Origin of the sequence: Pseudomonas sp. KK18, assembly GCF_037094675.1 — a bacterium.
In the GTDB taxonomy this organism is placed as follows: domain Bacteria; phylum Pseudomonadota; class Gammaproteobacteria; order Pseudomonadales; family Pseudomonadaceae; genus Aquipseudomonas.
Window position 1 is genome coordinate 151,216 of sequence record NZ_CP146605.1, and the last position, 23,219, is coordinate 174,434.

Sequence of the window (23,219 nt, forward strand, 5' to 3'; positions counted from 1 at the left end):
AAGTTCCCACACGAATTGCTTGATTCATTGAAGAAGACGATAAAGAAGCAGCCCGAAATTGGGTCTGTAGCTCAGTTGGTTAGAGCGCACCCCTGATAAGGGTGAGGTCGGCAGTTCGAATCTGCCCAGACCCACCAATTTTGTGTGGGAAACGCCTGTAGAAATACGGGGCCATAGCTCAGCTGGGAGAGCGCCTGCCTTGCACGCAGGAGGTCAACGGTTCGATCCCGTTTGGCTCCACCACTACTGCTTCTGTCTTGAAAGCTTAGAAATGAGCATTCCATCGATATGATGGTGAATGTTGATTTCTAGTCTTTGATTAGATCGTTCTTTAAAAATTTGGGTATGTGATAGAAAGATAGACTGAACGTTACTTTCACTGGTAACGGATCAGGCTAAGGTAAAATTTGTGAGTAATTGCGAATTTTCGGCGAATGTCGTCTTCACAGTATAACCAGATTGCTTGGGGTTATATGGTCAAGTGAAGAAGCGCATACGGTGGATGCCTTGGCAGTCAGAGGCGATGAAAGACGTGGTAGCCTGCGAAAAGCTTCGGGGAGTCGGCAAACAGACTTTGATCCGGAGATGTCTGAATGGGGGAACCCAGCCATCATAAGATGGTTACCTTACACTGAATACATAGGTGTATGGAGCGAACCAGGGGAACTGAAACATCTAAGTACCCTGAGGAAAAGAAATCAACCGAGATTCCCTTAGTAGTGGCGAGCGAACGGGGACTAGCCCTTAAGTGGCTTTGAGATTAGCGGAACGCTCTGGAAAGTGCGGCCATAGTGGGTGATAGCCCTGTACGCGAAAATCTCTTAGTCATGAAATCGAGTAGGACGGAGCACGAGAAACTTTGTCTGAATATGGGGGGACCATCCTCCAAGGCTAAATACTACTGACTGACCGATAGTGAACTAGTACCGTGAGGGAAAGGCGAAAAGAACCCCGGAGAGGGGAGTGAAATAGATCCTGAAACCGTATGCGTACAAGCAGTGGGAGCAGACTTTGTTCTGTGACTGCGTACCTTTTGTATAATGGGTCAGCGACTTATTTTCAGTGGCGAGCTTAACCGAATAGGGGAGGCGTAGCGAAAGCGAGTCTTAATAGGGCGTCTAGTCGCTGGGAATAGACCCGAAACCGGGCGATCTATCCATGGGCAGGTTGAAGGTTGGGTAACACTAACTGGAGGACCGAACCGACTACCGTTGAAAAGTTAGCGGATGACCTGTGGATCGGAGTGAAAGGCTAATCAAGCTCGGAGATAGCTGGTTCTCCTCGAAAGCTATTTAGGTAGCGCCTCATGTATCACTGTAGGGGGTAGAGCACTGTTTCGGCTAGGGGGTCATCCCGACTTACCAAACCGATGCAAACTCCGAATACCTACAAGTGCCGAGCATGGGAGACACACGGCGGGTGCTAACGTCCGTCGTGAAAAGGGAAACAACCCAGACCGTCAGCTAAGGTCCCAAAGTTATGGTTAAGTGGGAAACGATGTGGGAAGGCTTAGACAGCTAGGAGGTTGGCTTAGAAGCAGCCACCCTTTAAAGAAAGCGTAATAGCTCACTAGTCGAGTCGGCCTGCGCGGAAGATGTAACGGGGCTCAAACCATACACCGAAGCTACGGGTATCACCTTCGGGTGATGCGGTAGAGGAGCGTTCTGTAAGCCTGTGAAGGTGAGTTGAGAAGCTTGCTGGAGGTATCAGAAGTGCGAATGCTGACATGAGTAACGATAATGGGTGTGAAAAACACCCACGCCGAAAGACCAAGGTTTCCTGCGCAACGTTAATCGACGCAGGGTTAGTCGGTCCCTAAGGCGAGGCTGAAAAGCGTAGTCGATGGAAAACAGGTTAATATTCCTGTACTTCTGGTTATTGCGATGGAGGGACGGAGAAGGCTAGGCCAGCTTGGCGTTGGTTGTCCAAGTTTAAGGTGGTAGGCTGGAATCTTAGGTAAATCCGGGATTCTAAGGCCGAGAGCTGATGACGAGTTATCTTTTAGATGACGAAGTGGTTGATGCCATGCTTCCAAGAAAAGCTTCTAAGCTTCAGGTAACCAGGAACCGTACCCCAAACCGACACAGGTGGTTGGGTAGAGAATACCAAGGCGCTTGAGAGAACTCGGGTGAAGGAACTAGGCAAAATGGCACCGTAACTTCGGGAGAAGGTGCGCCGGTGAGGGTGAAGGACTTGCTCCGTAAGCTCATGCCGGTCGAAGATACCAGGCCGCTGCGACTGTTTATTAAAAACACAGCACTCTGCAAACACGAAAGTGGACGTATAGGGTGTGACGCCTGCCCGGTGCCGGAAGGTTAATTGATGGGGTTAGCTAACGCGAAGCTCTTGATCGAAGCCCCGGTAAACGGCGGCCGTAACTATAACGGTCCTAAGGTAGCGAAATTCCTTGTCGGGTAAGTTCCGACCTGCACGAATGGCGTAACGATGGCGGCGCTGTCTCCACCCGAGACTCAGTGAAATTGAAATCGCTGTGAAGATGCAGTGTATCCGCGGCTAGACGGAAAGACCCCGTGAACCTTTACTATAGCTTTGCACTGGACTTTGAATTTGCTTGTGTAGGATAGGTGGGAGGCTTTGAAGCGTGGACGCCAGTTCGCGTGGAGCCAACCTTGAAATACCACCCTGGCAACTTTGAGGTTCTAACTCAGGTCCGTTATCCGGATCGAGGACAGTGTATGGTGGGTAGTTTGACTGGGGCGGTCTCCTCCTAAAGAGTAACGGAGGAGTACGAAGGTGCGCTCAGACCGGTCGGAAATCGGTCGTAGAGTATAAAGGCAAAAGCGCGCTTGACTGCGAGACAGACACGTCGAGCAGGTACGAAAGTAGGTCTTAGTGATCCGGTGGTTCTGTATGGAAGGGCCATCGCTCAACGGATAAAAGGTACTCCGGGGATAACAGGCTGATACCGCCCAAGAGTTCATATCGACGGCGGTGTTTGGCACCTCGATGTCGGCTCATCACATCCTGGGGCTGAAGCCGGTCCCAAGGGTATGGCTGTTCGCCATTTAAAGTGGTACGCGAGCTGGGTTTAGAACGTCGTGAGACAGTTCGGTCCCTATCTGCCGTGGACGTTTGAGATTTGAGAGGGGCTGCTCCTAGTACGAGAGGACCGGAGTGGACGAACCTCTGGTGTTCCGGTTGTCACGCCAGTGGCATTGCCGGGTAGCTATGTTCGGAATAGATAACCGCTGAAAGCATCTAAGCGGGAAACTAGCCTCAAGATGAGATCTCACTGGAACCTTGAGTTCCCTGAAGGGCCGTCGAAGACTACGACGTTGATAGGTTGGGTGTGTAAGCGCTGTGAGGCGTTGAGCTAACCAATACTAATTGCCCGTGAGGCTTGACCATATAACACCCAAGCAATTTGCGTCGAAGAGACCAGATTGCGGTGTGTGAAGACGAAACGAACCGAAAGTTCGAGATCTTGCAAAACACCGAAAGCTATCACATACCCAATTTGCTGAAGCGAGGCCAGCTGGCCGCGACTCAGTACCCGAATTTCTTGACGACCATAGAGCATTGGAACCACCTGATCCCATCCCGAACTCAGCAGTGAAACGATGCATCGCCGATGGTAGTGTGGGGTTTCCCCATGTGAGAGTAGGTCATCGTCAAGATTAAATTCCAGAACCCCTGATTGCTTATGCAGTCAGGGGTTTTGTTTATGTAGAAGTCCATGATTTTCACCGGCACGTTGCGAACGCAACGGTCTGGTACACAGAATTTCTTGACGACCATAGAGCATTGGAACCACCTGATCCCATCCCGAACTCAGCAGTGAAACGATGCATCGCCGATGGTAGTGTGGGGTTTCCCCATGTGAGAGTAGGTCATCGTCAAGATTGAATTCCGAAACCCCTGTCTGCTAGCGCAGACAGGGGTTTTGTCGTTTAAGGGCTGGGCAAACAACTAGAACCGGCTCACCCTTTGCGTGCCTTACTGCTTCGCCTGGCCATTAACTTGCGCCACCATATATAGATCCCGGTAGCAGACAACATCGCGATCACAGCTCCCAGCAGCGCAATCAGCACCTGACCCGTCACCCCGATGATCCTGCCCCCATGGATCGGCAGTTGCAGCCGATAAAAGCGCTCTCCCAACGTACCTTGCCCTGCTATTTCCTGCCCCAGTAAACGCCCATCCGTCCCGTGGAAAAACAACCAGGATTTCCCATGGGCCTCGGTATCATGTTGTCCAAAACCCGCCCCATAAAAGTTGTACTCAAAGCTGTAGTAAAGCTCTCCAATCGCCGCCGTCAGTCCCAGCCGCTTGCCTTCCTCCAGCGCCCGCTCATAGGCCTGTTGATAACTCAGTTGTGTCACGCCCAATTGCTCGGCGGGTAACCTGCCACGGGCCTCATAGACGCTAGGCTTAACCGATGAGAACAGCGAGACAGCAGGCTTGAACACCTGGCTCGGCAAATTCATCGCGACGCTGCTGACTGCAATCGGCAGCAACAACAGCCAAAGCCATAACCCGCCTGCACGATGCAGGTCGAAGTTCAGCCGATAAGCGTGGCCGCCCTTGATCTTCCACGCCGTGGACCACTTCTTCCAGAACGGTTTACCTCTCGGTAGGGTCAGCCACAGCGCGATAAAACAATCGAACACCCATGCGATCGCCACCAGTCCCATCAGCCACAAACCCCAATTACCCGGCAGTGTCAGGTTGTAGTGAAATTCCAGAATGAACGGAATGAAGTTCTCGCGCTGAAAGCAGCAAGCCCCCCAAACACGCCGGCCCATTTCTTCGCCGCTGACCGGATCCAGGTAAAAGACCTGGTTGGGCTCCTCAAAGGGTTTGCCCGTCGCCGGATCGTTTCTCGCAACTGCCGCCAGCATCGCGGTATGACCGGCCTCTTGTGGATACTCCATGTACCAGACTTGCAGTTTGGGATGCTGCCCCTGCAGCGTGTCCACCAGTTCACCTGGCGGCAATGCCGAACCTTTGGCCGTGGCTTGATAAAAGCCGGGATTGAGCCATTCATCCAACTCATGGTTAAACGCCAGAAGGCTGCCCGTGAGTCCCGCCATCATCAGAAACAACGCCGTTGCCAACCCGACGTAGCGATGAATTAAAACCAGCAATGCGCGCATAAAAATTTCCTGCAAAGACGACAAAGCCAGCGCCTGGAATCAGGAACTGGCTTTGTATGAATCGAGAGGGATTAGAACTGGTAGCTCACCGTCGCACTGACGTTGCGCTCTTCACCCAGGTAGCAGAAGTTCAAACTGGCACACGACGCCACGTACGACTCGTTCGTCAGGTTGTTGGCATTCAGGCGTACATCCACACCCTTCAGTCCAACCTTGCCAAGGTCATAACCCATCGAGGCGTCAAACAGCGTGTAGGCGGGCACCTTCATGGTGTTCTCCGCATCTGCCCAGCTGTAGCCGACATAACGAACACCACCACCGAGTCGCAGGCCATCCAGTGCGCCGCTATCGAACTTGTAGTCTGCCCATACCGACGCCATATGACGCGGCGCCTGCGTCGGCGAGTTCCCCTTGTTCTCGATCACGTTGTCTGCGGTACTCAGCGTGCTGACCATCGACTTCGAATACTCGATATCGGTGAAGGTATAGCTGCCCAACAATTTGAGATGGTCGGTCAACTGCATATGCGCCTCCAGCTCCAGGCCCTGGGAGCGCACAGCGCCGACCGCGCGATAGAAGTTTTCCTGCGGCAGTTTGGTCGCCAGGTTTTCCTGGTCGATGCGGAACAGCGAGGCCGTGAACAAATTGTCGGTACCCGGCGGCTGATACTTCAAGCCGACTTCCCACTGGGTGCCGTCGGTAGGTGCAAGGGGATTGCCGGCACTGTCCGAATAGGAGTTCGGGTTGAAGGATTCGGAATAGCTGACGTAGGGCGCGAGACCGTTATCAAACAAGTAGAGCGCTCCGGCCCGGCCGGTCAGTTTGGTACGTTTATCACTGATCTCTGTGCCCAGCGGTCGTCCCGCTTCGGCAATGCGATTTTCATCGGAGGTCTCAACCCAGTCCTGACGCAGCCCGAGGGAGAACCGCCACTTGTCCATCTCAATCAGGTCTTGCAGGTAAACGCCGGTCTGCTCGAGCCGGCGCAGATAACTGGTTGGGCTGTAATAGCTGATCTCGGAATTGCCATACACCGGGTTGAACGCATTGATTGGCGCAAGAGAGCCGCTGCTCCAGTCCACGACGGTTTTGCGCCGCTGATAGTCCGCCCCCATCAACACCGTATGCTTGGTCGCGCCGGTAAAAAATTCAGCCTGCAGCATGTTGTCGATGATGAACGCATGCAGCTTTTCGTCACCGCCTGAGTAATAGCGATTCAACTCATTACTGGTGGGCGTAGTCCAGCCATAGGCATATACCTGGTCCAGCCGGACCTTGGAGTCCAGATACCGAAAGTTCTGCCGCGCGGTGAAAACATCATTGAAGCGATGCTCGAACTGATAGCCGAACGACTGTTGATCACGCTTGTACCCATCAATGCCCGGCTCGCCTTCGAAGAAGTGGTTGGAGATCCGCTGGCCGTTGCGCTGGTGCAACGCGCCATCTGCCGGCATGCCTCCGTGGTAGCCACCGTCGGGGTCATGCTGCAGGTAAGCCTGGAGTGTGAGGGACGTGTCATCGGTAAAGTCGATGCTCAAGGTGGGTGCCAGCGCGTAGCGTTTTTCCTTGGCATGGTCGAATTGCGTGTCGGACTTGTCTGCAAGCCCGGTCAGTCGGTAAGCAATGCGCTTGTCGTCATCCACCGGGCCGCTGAAGTCGAAACCCATGCCTCGCTGCCCTTGGGAACCTATCGTGGCCTGGACCTGATGGTATGGCTCAAACAATGGCTTCTTGCTGGTCAACGCCACCAGCCCACCCGGCGAGCTGCGCCCGTAGAGCACCGATGACGGTCCTTTGAGGATATCTACGCGCTCGAGGAAATACGGGTCCACCTGCATGGTGCTGTAGGTTCCGCTGTCACCCATGGATTTCAAACCGTCCAGGTAGATGTTATCCACCGAACCGTCGTTGAAACCACGCATCGCCACATAGTCATAGCGGTGAGTGGCGCCATAAGGGTTGGTCAGCACGCCAGGGGTGTAACGCATGGCCTGGGCAACGGTTTGCGAGCCTTGGTCGTCCATCTGCTCGCGGGTCACCACTGAAACCGTCTGAGACGTTTCCAGCAGCGCGGTACTGGTCTTGGTGGCGATCTGGCTGTGGGTCGCGTTGTAGCCTTCCATGCTGCCCAGGGCATTACCCAGGGCGAAGCCTTTGATGTCGGTGGTCGGCAAGGTCAGCGCCTCGCTCTCGGGCTGGACCTGCAACACGAAACTCACGTCGTCCTGCGCCTGCGCCTGCAAGCCTGAGCCGTTGAGCAATTGGCTCAGGCCCTGTTCGGCCGAGTACTCCCCGTGCAGCCCGGGAGACTGTCGGCCCTGAGTCTGCGCAGGCGTGCTCGAAAGGGTGATGCCTGCCTGACGGGCAAACTGATTGAGCACATCGCTCAGCGCGCCTGCCGGGATGTCATAGCGCTGGCTGATACGTTCGACCCCGCTATCAGCCGCGACACCGGCCACTGGCAGCAAGCCGATGCCCATCGTGGTCGACAGCAATGCTGCGCGTACGGCTTTGCCGAGCAAAGGGTAGGAAGAGGGAGAGTTGCTGAAAAAACGCACAGTCATTATCGAGATCCGTAGAGGTCGCTGAAGGCAGATTGAATTGCTTACCGTCTAAGCCGGACTCACGGAAAAAAGCCGCCAAAAATAAATCAGGCACGCCAAAAATAATCAGGCCTGACGCTCCAGGCTCACCCACCAGCGGGTGCGATAGCGCAGGCGCACAGGCAGCGTCTGCGGAAGGATCGCCAATAGTTTCTCGGTGTCCTCCAGGCGAAAAACACCAGACAAGCGCAAATCTGCGATATCGCTCGAGCAGCCCAGATAACCATGGCGATAGCGCCCCACCTCCGCCAGGAAGTCGGCAAGACGCATGTTGCGGGTGACGATCAATCCGTCGGCCCAGGCCCCTGTATCCATATCCGAAGGCGGCGCCAGAGCGGCCGCATTCTGACGCACCAGGTAGCTTTCTTCTGCATGCACTTGAGTGAAAAGCCCGTCGGCGGTATGCGGTGAATGAATCGCCACGTTGCCTGACGCGACGCTCAGGCGTGTGCAATCGCTGTCCTGGCGCACCACAAATCGCCCGTCTATTCCTTCGAACAAACCATGACGGGTGCGAACCAGCAGGGGGGCGGTCGCCGCGGCGCCGCAGGTCACCAGGATTTCCCCGCGCACCAATGTGATCAAGCGTTGTTGCGGGTTGAAGTCGAGGTCCACTGCGCTATCGGTATTGAGCTGCAGGCGCGTGCCATCCGGTAGTTGCACGCTACGGCGTTCGCCAGTGGTGGTAGCCAGGTCAGAGGTCCAACGCTGCCAGCCGGTGAGGTCTCGGCTGACCCAGGCCGCCGAACCCATCAACAGCACGCCGGACAATACCTTCAATGCCTGCCGGCGCCCAAGGCGCTGGGCACTGTTCTCCAGCGCCACATGGGCCCCGGGAATCGCCGCCAACTGGCTGCTTAATTCATGCTGCAGTGCCTGCACGCGTTGCCAGGCCAACTCGTGTTCATGATGAGCCTCGCGCCAGTGCTCGCACTGCGCCTTCAGGCGGACATTGGCGCGATTGTTACGCAGGCGCAGCATCCAGCTGATGGCCTGCTTGACCACCTGCGGGTCGATTCCTGCGCGCGCGGTGTTATCCATCGAGGTCATGCCTCATACCGCAGCACATAACAGTGATAAAGCGCCTCGGCGACATAGCGTTCCACCGAACGCAGTGATACACCCATCTGCTGCGCAATCTGCTTGTAAGTCAGGCCGTCGCATTGAGCCAGTAGAAACGCCTTGCGTACCTTGGGCTTGAGTCCGTCCAGAAGCCGGGCGATGGACTCCAGCAATTCCAGAATCAACGCACGTTCTTCAGCACTCGGCGCCAAGGCTTCGGGCAAATGCGCGATGGACTCCAGGTAGGCGCGCTCGATTTCTTCGCGACGCCAATGATCGATCACCAGGCCCCGCGCGATAGTGCGCAGGAAAGCGCGAGGGGCCTTGAGTTCGAAACGTTCGGTTTTTTGCAGCAGCCGCACGAACGTGTCCTGGGCCAGGTCCGCCGCATCCGCTGCGTTACCCAGACGGCTGCGCAGCCAAGTGTTCAGCCAGCCATGATGGTTGCTGTAAAGCGTCTGTACTGCGTACTCGGATGAGGGCATTCACACGGCCTGGCAAAGCGTCACAAATGATAATTAGTCGCATTGTCGACAAGCCTGAAAAATTTTGCAACTCCTGACGTTAGAGCGCTACCACTGGTCGGTTTCTGACATTAAAAGCAGATGCTTCTCACAAATTCCTAAGATTTATCCTGCCTTGGCCGAAAGCCTGACGAGCCATGCGTGCACCGAAATAGAGCAGTCGCAGAGTCTGCCTATACCGTTACATGGAATGTTGCATCCGGCACGCTCACCCCCTTTTGGCAAAAAGAAGTCAATGAAATGAATCTCAAGTTCAGTCATAAAATTCTGTTGGCCGCGTCAGGCGTAGTGGTTCTGGCCTTCGCGTTATTCACGTTCTACAACGACTACTTGCAGCGCAATACCATCCGGCAAAACCTGGAGTCGTCCATTCAGCAATCCGGTGAACTCACCGCCAGCAGCGTGCAGAACTGGCTCAGCGGGCGGGTGCTGGTACTGGAAAGCCTCGCGCAAAACGTGGCCCATCAAGGCAGCTCTGCCGATCTTCCGGGGTTGGTCGACCAGTCGGCATTTACCTCCAACTTCCAGTTCACCTACGTCGGTTCCACCAACGGCGTGTTCACCCAGCGTCCCGACGCCAAAATGCCCGACGGCTACGATCCGCGTCAGCGTCCCTGGTACAAGCAAGCTGTCGCAGCCGACAAGACCATGCTTACACCGCCCTACATGGCTGCGGTAGGCGGGCTGATCGTGACCATCGCGATGCCGGTGAAAAAGAATGGCGAACTGCTTGGCGTGGTCGGCGGTGACCTGAGCCTGCAAACCCTGGTGAAGATCATCAACTCGGTGGATTTCGGCGGCATCGGCCATGCATTCCTGGTCAGCGGTGATGGTCAGGTGATCGTCAGCCCGGACCAGGACCAGGTGATGAAGAACCTCAAGGACATCTATCCCGGCACCAACGTGCGCATCGAGAAGCTCAGCCAGGAAGTGGTCTTGAATGGCCAGGAACGGATTTTGTCCTTCACCCCGATCAGCGGGTTGCCGAATGCCGACTGGTACATCGGCCTGTCGATCGACAAAGACAAAGCCTACGCACCGCTGGGTAAGTTCCGCACCTCGGCATTGATCGCCATGTTCATTGCGGTTGCCGCCATTGCCGTGTTCCTCAGCGTCCTGATCCAGGTCTTGATGCGCCCGCTGACCACCATGGGCCGCGCCATGCAGGACATCGCCCAGGGCGAGGGTGACCTGACCCGCCGCCTGACAGTGGAAAGCAAGGACGAGTTCGGTGACTTGGGCAGTGCCTTCAACCAATTCGTCGAGCGTATTCACGCGTCGATTTCCGAAGTTTCCTCGGCGACGCGCCAGGTGCACGACCTGTCCCAGCGAGTAATGGCCTCGTCCAATGCGTCGATCATCGGTTCCGACGAACAAAGCGCGCGCACCAACAGCGTGGCCGCAGCGATCAACGAACTGGGGGCCGCCACGCAGGAAATCGCGCGCAACGCTGCTGATGCTTCGCAACACGCCAGCGGTGCCAGTGAGCAGGCCGATGATGGGCGCAAGGTGGTTGAGAAAACCATCCTGGCGATGTCGGAGCTTTCGCAAAAAATCAGCCTGTCCTGCACGCAGATTGAAACCCTGAACGCCAGCACCGACAACATCGGCCACATCCTGGACGTGATCAAAGGCATCTCCCAGCAAACCAACCTGTTGGCCCTCAACGCCGCGATTGAAGCGGCACGTGCCGGTGAGGCCGGGCGTGGGTTTGCCGTGGTGGCGGATGAAGTACGCAACCTGGCGCACCGCACCCAGGAGTCGGCAGAAGAGATCCACAAAATGATCACCTCGCTGCAGATTGGCTCGCGTGAGGCCGTGACCACGATGAACGCCAGCCAGACCTCGAGTGAAGAAAGCGTCGAGGTCGCCAACCAGGCCGGTGAACGCCTGGTCAGCGTGACGCAGCGGATCGTCGAGATCGACGGGATGAACCAGTCGGTAGCGGCCGCCACCGAGGAACAGACCGCCGTGGTGGAAACCCTCAACGTCGACATCAACCAGATCAACCTGCTGAACCAGCAGGGCGTGGCCAACCTCAACGAAACCTTGAAGGATTGCGACGCCTTGTCTCAACAGGCCAACCGCCTGAAGCAGTTGGTCGACAGTTTCAAAATCTGATCGATGAACACACAGGAGCGAGCCTGCTCGCTCCTGTCTCCTTTAGCCAAACATCGCTCGCACATTCGCCAGCGCACCGTCGGCGAATGCCTGCACAAACGGCTCAAATCCCTCCGCGCCAGGTTCAACCGGCTCGGCGATGATCGTCCAGGTCACCCGTGAGGATCCTGCTCCCAACGGTTCGACATCCATGGCGGCCCACAACCGTGCTACGCCCAAGGTGTTGTAGATCGTGGTCCAGGTCATGCGCATGGCCTGCTCGTCGCGGCTGTTGAGTTGCTCCACCACCAGGTGTCCATCGTGGAAGAACTTCTTGCGCAGCGATCCCGCGCCCGCACCAGTGATTTCGATGTGGGACAAGGCGGGGATGAATCGATCAAATCCGCCAAAGTCACCGACCACCGCCCACGCACCGGCGGCATCACAGGCAACCACAACTGAGGACACCACAGGTTTGGCGCAAGGGTTGCGAATCAACGTATCGGGTTTCATAAGGTCTTCCTTCAATTGAGAGCCTGGTCACAGGAAACCGGTGCTGCGCAGGTACTCGCAGCCCTTGCGTAACAGCGCCGGATTTTTTTCGGGGTAGCGTCCGCCCATCTGCTCTACTCCGCGTCGTGCGTTGTCATGGCGGATCATCGAGGTATCGCCGATGTCTTCGCCCACACCGTTGAGGTAGAAGCCCAGTACGCCGAACAGCGCATTGCGGCTGTCCACTGTGTGCAGGTGACGTTGCCAGTGAGCCACGCTCACCAGCTCGAATGTATGGCCTGCCTGGCGAAAGGCGTCGACGTAGGTTTCCCAGCTCAGGGGCTGCGGGTTATGCAGGTTGAACACCGTCCCTCCAGCACGGCAGCGGCTGCTGTGGAACGCAATAAACCGGGCGAGAAAGTCCACCGGCATCAGGTCGAAATTCAACTCAAGGTGCGGCACCAGGCCCAGTTGGAGTGAACCTTTGAGCATCAACATCAGGCGATTCTTCTGTGGCTCGCAGACTCCGCTGCGGCTGTTGAAGCTGATGTTCCCCGGGCGATGGATATTGACCCAGGCACCTTGAACTGCGGCGCGTCCCAGCAAGCGTTCGGCAACCCATTTGGACAGGTTGTAGCCATTCTGGATGTAGAGCGGCGGGGTGGCCGCGGCGGGGTTTTCGAGTACCTGGCCATGTGCGTCGATAGTGCTGGCGGCCGACAGCGTCGAGATAAAATTGAAGACCTTCTTGCACCGGGTTTCACACAGGCGCAGGCATTCCAGCACCGGTTCGACGTTGTCCTTGGCCAGGGTGGCGTAATCCATCACATGATTGACGTGGGCGGCGTTGTGCACCAACACGCCGAACTCCCCGGCGAGGTAGTCATACACCTCACTCGACAGGCCAAGACGCGGCTGGCTGATGTCGGCGGCATACACCTGCACCCGGCTCAGGTCCAGGTGTTCCAGACGGTACTCTCGCAGGGCCTCGGCAAACCTCGCGGTCGCCGAATGTCCGGGCCGTTCGCGCACCAGGCACGCCACTTCAAGTGCACCCTCGGCCAACAGTGCCTCGACGATATGCACCCCGAGAAAACTGTTGGCCCCGGTCACGATCACCCGGCGACGTTCGCCCGCCTGTTCAGCCGGCAATGTCTGCACATGCAGCTCACGCAGCGCATCCCGGGTAGCCTGGCCGGTCGGTGCTTCGGGTGGTGCGTCGTCCCCCATCAGCGTAGCGAGGGTACGAACCGTGGGGGTTTCAAAAAAACGGCTTAGGGAGAGGCTGCGCCCGAACTGCTCGCGGATACGCAGCAGCATCGTCGACAGCAGGATGGAATGGCCGCCAAGATTGAAGAAGCTTTCGTCGGCCGACAGCTGTGTGACCGGCATGCCCAGCAACTCGCTCCACAGGTTGAGCAACTGCACTTGCATGGGCGTGTGCGGTTCGCCGTGAATGATGGCCGGCAGCGTTGGAGTCGGTAACGCCAGCAATGCCTGGCGGTCGACCTTTCCGTTGGGGGTGCACGGCATGCTCGCAAGTTCCGTGCACAGGGTTGGCCGCAAATAGTCCGGCAGTATTTGCCGGGCATGCTGCGTCAGTGCAGGCAGGGCGTCTTGTGTTTCGGGCTGAGCAACAAAAGCCAGGATTCGCCGCTCACGGTCAATCACCACCGCCACTTGGCGAAACAGCTGACTGCTGCGCAGGCAATGTTCGATCTCTTGCGGTTCGACCCGGAACCCACGGATCTTCACCTGCTGATCCCGGCGCCCGACCAACTCGATGCCGGCAGCGGTCCACTTCGCCAGGTCGCCTGTGCGGTAGGCCCGCAAGGTCTGGCCGTCGGGCAACTCCAGGGGGACGAAATGCTCGGCGGTCTGACGCGGCTGGTTGAGGTAACCCAGGCTGACGCCGGGACCGGCGATGTACAGTTCGCCCAACACCTGCTCATCCACCGGTTGCAGGTGCTCGTCGAGGATCAGTACCTGGCTGTTGGCGATGGGCGTGCCGAGGTTGCGATTGCTGTCGCCCGGCTGCAACGTGTGGCTGGTCACCAGCACGGTGGCTTCGGTGGGCCCGTAGAAATTGTGCAGGCGGCACTGGCCTGCCAACTGCTCGATGACATAGGGCTCGCACACGTCGCCTCCGGTCATCAGGTGCGCCAGGCCCAGGGGTTGATCCAGCGGCAGGATGCTCAGCAGCGCCGGCGGCAGGAAGGCGTGGGTGACGCGCTGTTGTCGGATCAACTCCACCAGTTGCTGCGGGTCGCGTCGCTGGTCTTCACTGGGCACGATCAGCTCGGCGCCCGCGATCAGGCTCGGGAAGATATCGATCAGGGACGAGTCAAAACTCAAGGGCGAAAACTGCAAGACCCGGCTGTGTTCGCTCAGCTGCACATGACCCCCGAACCAGGCGCTGAAATGGGCCAGGTTGTGCTGGCTGAGCAGCACGCCCTTGGGGTGGCCGGTAGTGCCCGAGGTGTGGAGCACCATGCAAGGGTCGTCCATGGCGGGGCGCTGGCGCATTGGCAGCGAGGTGTCGGGAGTGTCGACGGCACTCACATCCAATGCACAAAACCCGTCCCGCAGTGGATGCTTGCCATCATCCAGCAGCACCGAGACGCCGGCGTTTTCCAGCATCGCTTGCTGGCGTTGCAGCGGGTGGCCCGGCTCCAGGGGCAGGTACACCGCACCGCAGGCGAGTACCGCGAGAATGCTGGCGTACAGCTCCAGGGATTTGTCCAGGCAGACGCCGATTACCGGCGGTGTGTCGTGGGGCCCAAGCAGAGGTCTCAGACGGTGCTGGATAGCCAGGCTCTGGCGATGCAACTGTCGGTAAGTCAGCCCGCTGCCGGCAATGTTCAACGCTGGCCGGTCGGCGAAGGTTTGCAGACTGTTTTCCAATCGTTCGATCAGGGGTACCTGGGCTTGCTGCTGCAGAACCAAATCGGCCGTCAGGTTAAAACGATGCAGGTACGCCAGGGATGCGAGCGCTTGCAGGCCGTGTTCCGGATCATCAGAGGCGACGGCCGCCTGCGAGAAATAGCCCGGGTCCCGGGAGAACCCACTCACCTGTTGGGCTACCCACTCCACCAGGCTGCTTACTGCGTGTTGACGCAGCCGTTGACCATTGCCACAGGCTTCTCCGGCAACCTCCAGGGTTGTCAGGAGTCGCCGTGAGTGGGCGTAACACCTGAGCTGCAGGGCCGGCAATCCACAGCCGGTCAACGCTCCCATACCCACGCGCAGGCTCATCAAGGCTGTGCACGTCACGCCGGGCGGAACCTCCTCGCTACCGTCATCAATCAGCAGGTCTAGGTGGGTGACATCCTGTGCTCGCACCACCCCATGACCGTATTGCGCCAATGTCTCACCCAGTTCATTCAGCGCCGCGCTGAAGCCCGCCAGCCCAATCTTCAGGTGCCTCATGGGTGCCCTCCTGGCGCCGCAAGAAAGGCATCCAGCGCCCCAACCACACTCGGCGTTTGCAGCAGGCCGCTGTGGTTCAGGAAGCCCATGATATTGCCGATCAACGGGTGCTGGCGGGTAATGGGAAAGCCCATCGCCTGCACTTCAGTGCGCAGCGCAGAGCGCGTGCCGTCACTGACATCCAGGTGCTCGATCAAGTGCAGGTCGAAGTTTTTCTGCAGGTCGTGGGTCAGGTAATGCTGGAGAAAAACCGGCAGGATCCGGGCGATACAGTCGCGGTCCGCGGCGTCTGCAGACTGCCAATAAATACGCACCAGGCGCGTCCAGAAAAGCGCGTGGCGGCCCTCGTCAAACAAGTGGTCGGCCATCAACCCACGGATGGACTGCTTGACACTGTCGTCCTTGGAAAACGCTGCCACGTCATGGGTCACGGTGTTCTCGGCGATGGCCACGGCAATCAGTTCCACGGCATCGCGCAGGTGTTCGGGCGCCAGCGCCAGTGCGGCAGGCAAGGCGCGGCTCAGCTCGATTTGCGCGGGTAGTTCAAGGGGTGGGATCCCGGTCATCTCGATGGTCTGTTGCATGAAATCGAGGGCGACGAGGGCGTGGTAATCCTCGTCCACCACCACGGTCATGGCGTCGTAGCGACAGGCAAGCGGGAAGGGCACCGAAAAGCGATTCTTGGCGATGCTGCGGGCGGTCTTGTCGACGATCTCGGTTTCAAAGATCACCACGTCGTTGATGAACTTGTAGAACGTCTGCAGCAAGACAAAATCACGGCACTGCGGGCATCGGTCGATAAAGGTTGCGCTCAGCACCAGGGGCTGTCGGCTCAGGGGGTAGATCAGTTTCTGATCGTTTTCCAGCCGCCGCCGCGGGCGTGTGCGGATGGTCGCGCGGCGCTCCCAGTCGTCGGCAAATGAGCGGTAGTCTGCAGGGTTCATGCGCTCATCTCCGGCAGGCACCTATGCAACCCATCCCATAAGGCCAGGCGGCTTTCCACGGCGCCGAGGGCGCAACTGTCGGCTTGCTGCTCGCGGCTTGGGTCGCCGAGGGTAAGGCGTTGCAGCAATTGCGTTGCCGCCGGGCCATGCTCCTGGGCGTCGATCTCCATGTGGCGCTTGAGGTAGTAGCAGAAGGTGGGCGCCTGGCGATGGAGCACCTCGCACTCCTCCAGGATGCGCTTGAACATCGCCGGGATGACGCTCTCGCGCCCGTGGAGAAAGGCAGCCGCCACGCAGTGCGTCGGGGCGTCCAGGGCAACCTGCAGGGTACTTCTGACGAACCGGGCCACGGACGGGTGGATATCGATTTTTTGCAGGGCCGTTTCTGCATCGTTGCCGTCACGCTGCAGGCTGACGAACCGCTCGATGTTCGCCGTGCTCGCGCCGACTTCACGCATGGCTTCCAGGTACAACTCGAAGTGGCTGCCGTGCCCATGGCCGGGATACGCGTCCGACTCTTCGCCCAATACGATCTCATTGATCAGGCGAGCCGCTTGCGGGTCCGTTGGCGGTAACCAGGGCAGGCGCATACCGGTGAGGTCATGTTGCAGGCGTTTGGTGAGTGTCATGAAGTCCCACACGGCGAATACGTGGTTTTCCATAAAGTACTGCAACTTTGGAAGGGTATTTATATGTTTGAATATTGGATGGATATGTAACTTCTGCTTTTTTTGTTTAAGCAGGTGTGAGTGCTGGAACATGTTGATGCCTATAAGTCGTTGTCTCTTCCCTGATAAAAGCGTTGTGCTTTAGCGACAAATAAACATTGGTTTTCACGGATGCGCGGTTGCCTTGATAACAGGCAGCCCTGTACGAGGCTGACACTGTTACTGGCAAGCAGCATGCTGTGACAAAATACCAAGGCTTTATTTAAAGGAACGCCACGCGCAGTGACGCACCGAGCATGGATTCACGCTGTCGATTGGGAGAATTGGAGTGTTGGTAATAATCTGATTAAGTATTCAGGTGTTTTTAGTTTTATAAGTTTTTCGAGTTGGAATATTGCGGTAGTTGGATCGCTCTGCGGAGTGTGTGAAGTTTTCTTTGGGCTTAATGGTTTAACGGGAGTAATGGTGGTGCACTGGCCTCCGTCGGCCAGCGTCACTTTGCAGCGCTTTGTGGTCGAGGGAGGCGTTTCAGTTCCACGCGGAATTTACAGCGCAGCGTTCTGTTCAGTCTCTTCAAGACTTTTGAGGTAACCCGTAATCACCTCCATGCCGCGGGTAAGGTGGTTACGCAGGGTCAGGATGCTTTCGTCGACCTTCTTTTGCGCCACGAGGTCGAGCAGTTCGCGGTGATCTTCCTGGGACGTCTTGCCCAGGCCCATGGCCTCGAGGTTGAAGCGCAGGAAACGTTCCTCTTCGTTCAAGCCGTGTTCAACCAGCTTGAGCAACCGCTGATTGCCCGCCTTGCCATATAGCGCCATGTGGAACAGGCGGTTGAGGCGGCCGATTTCGGTGTAGTCGCTTTCCCGTTCCAGCGCGTCGATAAAGGCGCCAGCCTGGGCGATGTCATCGGGCGTGAGCAGGGGAATCGACAAGCGCAGCGCTTCGGATTCGAGGAGTATGCGCAGGGCGTAGGTTTCCGCCGAGTGGTCCTCGATCAGTGGCGCCACCACCGCGCCTTTGTGGGTGACCACATGCAGCAGCGATTGGGCTTCCAGTTGACGCAATGCCTCGCGCACCGGCATCCGGCTGACCCCGAACAAGCTGGCCAGCTCCTGTTGACGCATGGCGGTGCCACAGGGCAAGCGGCCATCCAGGATGGCGTTGCGCAATGTTTCTTCAATCACGGAGCGGGCGAGATGGGCGGGGATAGGCCCGCTGATCTGGATGCTGCTCAAAGGGTTCGGCTTCTGCGTCACGACTACGCTATCCTCCTTTTCAAGGTGAGGTGGCTAATTGGATCCAATGCACACTAGAGATTGTCCACAAGCTTGTCAAACGGGCAAGGTTTCGGCTTGTAAGCGACTCAACAGCGTGTTCTTCGGGCCCACAGCTCCCATTTGTCAGGTCTTACAGGCTAAAGGTCCGTCGTGCACATTTTATTCCCGGGAGTCAGGCCAACAGCGGTATTGCTGCATATCGATATTCACTAACGGTATTTAAAATGCGGTTCTTATGACTATAAAGTCACTCTCCTGACTGCACGGGAGTGAACTCATGTCTGCCACCTCTACTGTTCCAACAGCGACCGACACCACACAAACCTTCGAGATCCGTCCATTTCCCGGCAGCGTCGGCGCCGAAATCATAGGCCTGGACCTGGCCCGCCCGGTCAGCGACCAGGACTTCGCACGCATTCACCGCGCGCATCTGGACCATCACGTCGTGGTCTTCCGCGACCAACGTATCACCCCCGAGCAACAGATCGCCTTCAGCCGCCGTTTCGGCGTGCTGCAAATCCATGTGCTCAAACAATTCCTGCTGGCCAACCACCCGGAAATCCTGATCGTCTCCAACATCATCGAAAACGGCCAATCCATCGGCCTGGGAGACGCCGGCAAGTTCTGGCACTCGGACCTCTCCTATAAGGAGCTGCCGAGCCTGGGCTCGATGCTCCATGCCCAGGAGCTGCCGTCCGAGGGTGGCGACACATTGTTCGCCGACATGCATAAAGCCTGGGACAACCTGCCCGAGCCCTTGCGCAAGGCGGTCGAAGGCCGCAGCGCCGCGCACTCCTACACCGCACGCTACAGCGAAACCAAATTCGAAGGCAATTGGCGCCCGACCCTCACGCCCGAGCAACTCGCTCAAGTGGCGGAAGTGGTACACCCGATTGTGCGCACCCACCCGGAAAACGGCCGCAAGGCGCTGTTCGTCAGCGAGGGCTTCACCACCCGTATCGTCGGCCTGCCTGAGGATGAAAGCCGCGACCTGCTGGCCCAGCTGTACGCCCACAGCGTGCTGCCGGAAAACATCTACCGCCATCAGTGGCAGCCCCACGACATGGTGTTCTGGGACAATCGCTCGCTGATCCACCTGGCGGCCGGCTGCCCCAGCCACCTGCGGCGCAAGCTGTACCGCACCACCATCCAGGGCGACGCGCCTTTCTGACCCGGAGCATGACCATGTCCAAGAAAACCCCATTTGCGCGCCTGGCCGCGACGGTTGGCCTGGGCGTCAGCCTGCTGGCCGGCAGTCTTGTGGCGCCTGCCGCCGCCCAGGCCGAAGGCGAAATTCGCATCGCCGAGCAGTTTGGCATCGTCTACCTGTTGCTCAACGTGGTGCGCGACCAGAACCTGATCGAAAAATACGGCAAGCAGGAAGGCATCGACATCAAGGTCGACTGGACGCAACTGTCCGGCGGCGCAGCCGTCAATGATGCGCTGCTCTCCGGTTCCATCGACATCGCCGGGGCCGGCGTTGGCCCGCTGCTGACTATCTGGGACCGCACCCATGGCAAGCAGAACGTGAAAGCCGTCGCCTCCCTGGGCAACTTCCCCTACTACCTGGTGAGCAACAATCCCAAGGTCAAGACCATTGCCGACTTCACCGAAAAAGACCGCATTGCCGTACCGGCAGTGGGCGTTTCCGTGCAGTCGCGTTTCCTGCAATACGCTGCCGCCAAGCAATGGGGCGACAAGGAATTCAATCGCCTCGACAAGTACACCGTTGCCGTCCCGCACCCGGATGCCACGGCTGCGCTGATTGCCGGTGGCACCGAGCTGACCGGGCACTTCTCCAACCCGCCGTTCCAGGAGCAGGCCCTGACCAACCCGAACGTGCATGTGGTGCTCAACTCCTATGACATCCTCGGGCCTAACTCGCCGACCGTGCTGTTCGCCACCGAGAAATTCCGCAACGACAACCCGAAAACCTACAAGGCGTTCGTCGAGGCACTGACTGAAGCGGCGCAGTTCGCCCAGAACGACAAAGGCGCCGCAGCCGATACCTACATCCGCGTGACCAAGGCCAAGATCGACCGCGCCGAGCTGCTGAAAATCATCGAAAACCCGCAGTTCGAATTCAGCGTCACACCGAAAAACACCTACCCGCTGGCGGAATTCCTCTACCGCGTCGGCGCGATCAAAAACAAACCCGAATCGTGGAAGGATTACTTCTTCCAGGACGCCAAGCCGCTGCAAGGGAGCTGACATGAACGCGCCCTTGCAAGGCCACACGGCCAGCAACCCGACCACCACCGAAGCACTGCTTTCGGTGGATAAAGTCAGCCTTGAATACCGCACGCCCGAACGGGTGGTGCGCGCCACTCACCAGGTCAGCTTCGCGATCGATCCGGCAGACCGCTTTGTATTGCTGGGGCCTTCGGGCTGTGGCAAATCCACACTGTTGAAATCCATCGCCGGCTTTATCAAGCCGTGTGAGGGCGAGATCCGTCTGCTCGGGCAAAAAGTCGAGCAGCCAGGGCCGGACCGTATCGTGGTGTTCCAGGAGTTCGACCAACTGCCGCCGTGGAAAACCGTCAAGCAGAACGTCATGTTCCCGCTGCTGGCGTCCAAAACCCTCAAGCGTCGCGAGGCCGAAGAGCGGGCGCTGTACTACCTGGAAAAAGTCGGCCTTACGGCCTTTGCCGATGCCTACCCGCACACCCTGTCCGGCGGCATGAAAGCCCGCGTGGCAATCGCCCGGGCGTTGGCCATGCAGCCGAAAATCCTGCTGATGGATGAACCCTTCGCCGCCCTCGACGCCCTGACCCGGCGCAAGATGCAGGAAGAACTATTGCTGCTCTGGGAAGAGGTGCGTTTCACCCTGCTGTTCGTCACCCACTCCATCGAGGAAGCGCTGGTGGTGGGCAACCGCATCCTGTTGCTGTCGCCGCACCCGGGGCGAGTGCGGGCGGAAATCCACAGCCATCAATACGACCTGCACAGCCTCGGCGGTGTGGAGTTCCAGGCTTCGGCGCGGCGCATTCATCGGCTGTTGTTTGATGAAGCGCCCGAGGTGGAAACCGAACTGGGTTTCGCCGATATCCGCATCGCTTATTGAAGGGTTTGCACCATGCGCCAGGAATATGAAATCACTCTCGAACCGTTGCCCGGTGTACGCGTAGAGCGCGAGTTGCCGTGGCGCCAGCGCCTGTGGCAACAAGGCTGGCTGCGTAAAAGCCTGATCCTGATCGTGCTTGCGATCCTCTGGGAAGCGGCTGCCCGTTATCAGAACAATGACCTGCTGCTGCCGAGCTTCCTGCAGACACTGAGCGCGTTCTACGACGGCATGGCCAGTGGCGAGTTGTTGAGCAAGGTCAGCATCTCGCTGGTGGTGCTGATCAAGGGTTACCTGATCGGCATTGTGCTGGCGTTTGCCCTGACCACGCTTGCGGTGTCGACCCAACTGGGGCGTGACCTGCTGAGCACCCTGACCTCGATGTTCAACCCGTTGCCGGCGATTGCCCTGCTGCCGCTGGCGCTGTTGTGGTTTGGGCTGGGGCAGAACAGCCTGATCTTCGTGCTGGTGCATTCAGTGTTGTGGGCGCTGGCGCTCAACACCTATTCAGGGTTCCTCGGCGTCTCCGAAACCCTGCGCATGGCCGGTCGAAATTATGGCCTCAAGGGTATGCGCTTCGTGTTGTTCATCCTGATCCCGGCTGCGCTGCCGTCGATTCTCGCCGGGTTGAAAATCGGTTGGGCGTTCGCCTGGCGCACGCTGATCGCCGCCGAGTTGGTGTTCGGTGCTACCAGCGGCAAAGGCGGTTTGGGTTGGTACATCTTCCAGAACCGCAACGAGCTGTACACCGACAAAGTGTTTGCCGGCCTGGCGGTGGTGATCCTGATCGGGCTGCTGGTGGAGAACCTGGTGTTCGACACCCTGGAGCGGGTCACCGTGAAGCGCTGGGGCATGCAACGCTGACTGAACACCAACCCGGACTGAAACACCAACCCTGTGGCGAGGGAGCAAGCTCCCTCGCCACAGTCTGCTACGATTGCGCCAAGTTCACTCATAACCAATCACGAGTGCTTGGCATGCAATTACCGGACATGAACCTGCTGGTCGCCCTCGACGCCTTGCTCGACGAGGGCAGTGTGGTAGGCGCCGCGCGGCGGATGAACCTGAGCCCGGCCGCCATGAGTCGCACCCTCACGCGTATCCGCGAGGCAGTGGGCGATCCGATCCTGGTGCGCGCCGGTCGCGGCCTGGTACCGACGCCCAAGGCCCTGGAGCTACAGGGCCAGGTGCGCAGCGTGGTGGAGCAGGCGGCGCTGCTGTTCCGCTCGGCGGACGAAGTGGACCTGCGCACCCTGCGCCGACGCTTCAGCGTGCGGGCCAATGACTTTTTTGTCGGTGTGTATGGCGGTCGGCTGTTCGACACCATGGAACGCATGGCGCCGCTGTGCGAACTGCGCTTCGTGCCGGAAGGCGACACCGATGACGAGGCCCTGCGTGAAGGCCGTCTCGACCTGCGGGTGGGCAACACCATGCCGATCACTCCGGAAGTGAAGGTGCAGAACCTGTTCACCACCACCTTCGTCGGCCTGGCACGGGAAGGGCACCCGTTGTTCGATGGAGAAATCACCGCCGAACGGTTTGCCAGCTATTCCCATATCAGCATCTCCCGCCGCGGCATTGCCCGGGGGCCCATCGACACCGCCCTGAACGCCCAGGGCCTGGAACGCCGAGTCGCGATGATCGCCCCGGGGTTTCACGGCGCGATGTTCATGCTGCCGGACTCCGACCTGATCCTGCCGGTGCCCAAGGAAGCGCTCTACAGCGCCAATCGCCTGAAGCTGCCGTTGCGAGCCTTCACCCTGCCAATTTCCCTGCCGACCCTGGTGCTGACCCAAGCCTGGCACCCGCGTTTCGACAAGGACCCGGCCCATAGATGGCTGCGCGAGACCATGCGTGAATGCTGCGAGGCGACGTGGAAGGAAGCGCAGCCCACGTGAGTCGCAAGTGAGCTCGGCTAATGTGGGAGATGGATTGCCTGCGA

General features: G+C 58.4%; 15 protein-coding genes, 2 tRNA genes and 3 rRNA genes. 11 read left to right on the forward strand and 9 right to left on the reverse strand.

Features of this window, described 5'->3' with window-relative positions:
• The first annotated feature begins 60 nt into the window (after nt 1–60).
• The 5 genes from V6607_RS00705 to rrf (V6607_RS00725) all read left to right on the forward strand — a co-directional run bounded on the left by V6607_RS00705 (nt 61) and on the right by rrf (V6607_RS00725) (nt 3,863).
• A tRNA-Ile gene (locus tag V6607_RS00705) sits at nt 61–137 on the forward strand.
• A 30-nt stretch (nt 138–167) separates the two neighbouring features.
• Nucleotides 168–243 (forward strand) — tRNA-Ala (locus V6607_RS00710).
• A 232-nt stretch (nt 244–475) separates the two neighbouring features.
• Nucleotides 476–3,369, forward strand: a 23S ribosomal RNA gene (locus V6607_RS00715).
• Nucleotides 3,370–3,522: 153 nt separating this feature from the next.
• Nucleotides 3,523–3,638: ribosomal RNA gene (gene rrf / locus V6607_RS00720) — 5S ribosomal RNA — on the forward strand.
• Nucleotides 3,639–3,747: 109 nt separating this feature from the next.
• Nucleotides 3,748–3,863 (forward strand): 5S ribosomal RNA (gene rrf, locus V6607_RS00725).
• Nucleotides 3,864–3,941: 78 nt separating this feature from the next.
• Here rrf (V6607_RS00725) and V6607_RS00730 read toward each other — a convergent pair.
• The 4 genes from V6607_RS00730 to V6607_RS00745 form a co-directional block, all read right to left on the reverse strand.
• Entirely contained in the window at nt 3,942–5,117 is a 1,176-nt protein-coding gene (locus tag V6607_RS00730) for a PepSY domain-containing protein (RefSeq protein WP_134325508.1), read from the reverse strand.
• A 71-nt stretch (nt 5,118–5,188) separates the two neighbouring features.
• Nucleotides 5,189–7,681 carry a TonB-dependent siderophore receptor gene (locus tag V6607_RS00735; protein WP_008433611.1) on the reverse strand — a complete coding sequence of 831 codons (2,493 nt, stop codon included), beginning with the start codon at nt 7,679–7,681 and terminating at the stop codon, nt 5,189–5,191.
• Between the two features lie 105 nt (nt 7,682–7,786).
• Nucleotides 7,787–8,770 (reverse strand): FecR family protein, encoded by a 984-nt coding sequence (locus V6607_RS00740; protein WP_134325509.1) that lies wholly within the window; start codon nt 8,768–8,770, stop codon nt 7,787–7,789.
• The gene (locus tag V6607_RS00745; RefSeq protein WP_008433614.1) at nt 8,767–9,267 is read right to left on the reverse strand and encodes a sigma-70 family RNA polymerase sigma factor; all 501 of its coding nucleotides are present in this window, start codon (nt 9,265–9,267) and stop codon (nt 8,767–8,769) included. Before V6607_RS00745 ends, V6607_RS00740 begins: the two co-directional genes overlap by 4 nt.
• Before the next feature lie 279 nt (nt 9,268–9,546).
• On the opposite strand from V6607_RS00745, the gene V6607_RS00750 reads away from it, so the two are divergent.
• On the forward strand, nt 9,547–11,427 hold the full coding sequence (locus V6607_RS00750; protein WP_003218243.1) for a methyl-accepting chemotaxis protein: 1,881 nt from the start codon (nt 9,547–9,549) through the stop codon (nt 11,425–11,427).
• Between the two features lie 42 nt (nt 11,428–11,469).
• Here V6607_RS00750 and V6607_RS00755 read toward each other — a convergent pair whose 3' ends face one another.
• From V6607_RS00755 to V6607_RS00775, 5 genes are all read right to left on the reverse strand, one after another.
• A complete protein-coding gene (locus tag V6607_RS00755; RefSeq protein WP_008433617.1) occupies nt 11,470–11,919 on the reverse strand; it encodes an SRPBCC family protein in 450 nt (149 codons plus the stop codon).
• A 27-nt stretch (nt 11,920–11,946) separates the two neighbouring features.
• Nucleotides 11,947–15,327, reverse strand: a complete 3,381-nt coding sequence (locus V6607_RS00760) for an amino acid adenylation domain-containing protein (protein ID WP_134325510.1) — start codon at nt 15,325–15,327, stop codon at nt 11,947–11,949.
• On the reverse strand, nt 15,324–16,271 hold the full coding sequence (locus V6607_RS00765; RefSeq protein ID WP_102367850.1) for a diiron oxygenase: 948 nt from the start codon (nt 16,269–16,271) through the stop codon (nt 15,324–15,326). The genes V6607_RS00760 and V6607_RS00765 overlap by 4 nt, the downstream gene beginning before the upstream one ends.
• A complete protein-coding gene (locus tag V6607_RS00770) occupies nt 16,268–17,032 on the reverse strand; it encodes a DUF3050 domain-containing protein (RefSeq protein ID WP_134325511.1) in 765 nt (254 codons plus the stop codon). The genes V6607_RS00765 and V6607_RS00770 overlap by 4 nt, the downstream gene beginning before the upstream one ends.
• Before the next feature lie 452 nt (nt 17,033–17,484).
• Nucleotides 17,485–18,195: a GntR family transcriptional regulator gene (locus tag V6607_RS00775; protein ID WP_134325512.1), complete on the reverse strand. Its 711-nt coding sequence runs from the start codon at nt 18,193–18,195 to the stop codon at nt 17,485–17,487.
• 298 nt (nt 18,196–18,493) lie between these two features.
• Between V6607_RS00775 and V6607_RS00780 the strand changes: the two genes are divergently transcribed.
• The 5 genes from V6607_RS00780 to V6607_RS00800 all read left to right on the forward strand — a co-directional run bounded on the left by V6607_RS00780 (nt 18,494) and on the right by V6607_RS00800 (nt 23,175).
• On the forward strand, nt 18,494–19,387 hold the full coding sequence (locus V6607_RS00780) for a TauD/TfdA family dioxygenase (protein WP_134325513.1): 894 nt from the start codon (nt 18,494–18,496) through the stop codon (nt 19,385–19,387).
• A gap of 14 nt (nt 19,388–19,401) precedes the next feature.
• A complete protein-coding gene (locus V6607_RS00785; RefSeq protein ID WP_003218229.1) occupies nt 19,402–20,427 on the forward strand; it encodes an ABC transporter substrate-binding protein in 1,026 nt (341 codons plus the stop codon).
• Between the two features lies 1 nt (nt 20,428).
• Complete coding sequence (locus V6607_RS00790; protein WP_008433632.1) at nt 20,429–21,280, forward strand: ABC transporter ATP-binding protein; 852 nt, start codon at nt 20,429–20,431, stop codon at nt 21,278–21,280.
• 12 nt (nt 21,281–21,292) lie between these two features.
• A complete protein-coding gene (locus V6607_RS00795; protein WP_003218225.1) occupies nt 21,293–22,141 on the forward strand; it encodes an ABC transporter permease in 849 nt (282 codons plus the stop codon).
• 113 nt (nt 22,142–22,254) lie between these two features.
• The gene (locus V6607_RS00800; RefSeq protein WP_003218223.1) at nt 22,255–23,175 is read left to right on the forward strand and encodes a LysR family transcriptional regulator; all 921 of its coding nucleotides are present in this window, start codon (nt 22,255–22,257) and stop codon (nt 23,173–23,175) included.
• Nucleotides 23,176–23,219 lie beyond the last annotated feature (44 nt).